Raw genomic sequence first — 1515 nt, forward strand, 5'->3', positions numbered from 1 at the left:
ATGCCCGCCCGGTACAGTCCGCGCCAGCCCATCGCCGGGTTGGCCTCGTGCAGTTCCCAGACGGCGGACGTCTGGGTCACGGTGACGTCGTCGAGCACGCCGAGGGAGCCGATGATGACGCCTGCGAGCAGCAGACCGCTCATGCCGATCTTCGGGTACAGGCCGTGGATCAGGCCGGTCTGGTCGTCCGTGTTGCCGGTCAGCGCGGCCCAGTCGATGAACTGTGAGCCGAGGATGCCGATCAGTGCCAGCGAGGCGAGTGTGCCGAGCACCGCCACCGAGGTACGGGCCGACAGGCCGTGGCACGTGTAGAGGGCGATCAGCATGATGGCGCTCGACCCGATCACCGCCACGAGCAGCGGGTTCGAGCCCTGCAGGATCGCGGGCAGGATGAAGAAGTTCAGCACCATGAAGCTGATGGCCAGCGCGACGAGCGCCATGGCGCCGCGCAGCCGGCCCACCACCACGACGGCGAGCGCGAAGATCCCGGCCAGCAGGCCCATCGGAAACCGGCGGTTGACGTCGGTGACCGAGTACTGGAGGTCCTTGGGCGCGGAGGGTTCGTAGGCCGTCACGACCTGCTCCCCCTGGTGCAGCTGCCGTGCCTGGTCGGGCTGGACGATCTCGGTGAACGTACGGCCCTTGTCCTTGCCGGTGTCGACGCGGACCGTGGCCTTGTGGCAGGTGCCGCCGACCTCCTGCGCCGCGGAGTTGCCCTCGGCGGTGGAGGTGTCGCCGGTGGGGGTCTCGCCGGAGGCGTTCACCGACGCGCAGCTCACCTCGACGACTCTGGTGACCGTGGCCTGCTGGGTCTGCTGGTCGAAGCCGACGCCGGTGCGCTTGTGCGGCGGGGCTCCGCCCGGCCACAGCACCACGAGCCCCACGACGACCGCGGCGGTGAAGGGGATCAGGATCGCCGCGATGACCTTGCGCAGGTGCCGGGAGACCGGAGCGGCGGGCCCGTGACTGTGGCTGTGTCCATGGGCGTGCGCGTGTCCGTGACCGTCGGCGCCCGCTCCAGGACCGTGGTCGGAGCCATGTCCGGCATCGGTCACCGTGAGGGGCCCGTTGCCCGTCACGGGGGCGTGCCCATGGCCGCTCATGGCCGGAGGGTGAAGGTGACCCGTGTCGGCATCGGGTCCGTAGCCGGGGTGGGGTATCGACTCGGGAGGATTCCTGTATGCGTAGTCGTGGCCGTACCCGCCGGCATGACCACCTCTGGTTCCCGACGGGTCGCCGAACCCGTTCCAGTCTCCGGCGCTCTGCCGGTCAGCGGCTCCCATGCCGTCTCCCTCGCGGTTGTCCCTGCCCCCTCCGGAGCCGGGCCTGCGCGGCGGCTCTGAGGAAGAGTACGGGAACGGCTGTGCGGGGTCTCAGCACGGGCATCGCCGCCATCGGCCCCGAGGGGCGTTCAGGCCGGTGGGCTCAGTCCTCGTCCTGGGCGCGCTGGTAGAGCTTGGCGATGTCGTCGTCGAAGTACGCGGCGTAGGAGACGTCGTCCTGGTCGCCGCCGCC

General features: G+C 70.4%; 1 protein-coding gene. It reads right to left on the minus strand.

Annotated features, from left to right (window positions below):
* Positions 1–1103: YibE/F family protein (locus ACWDEN_RS48085; RefSeq protein WP_450864469.1), on the minus strand; the 1103-nt coding region annotated here is incomplete at its 3' end.
* Between the last annotated feature and the right edge of the window lie 412 nt (positions 1104–1515).

The sequence above is a fragment of the Streptomyces sp. NPDC001153 genome, assembly GCF_053598315.1.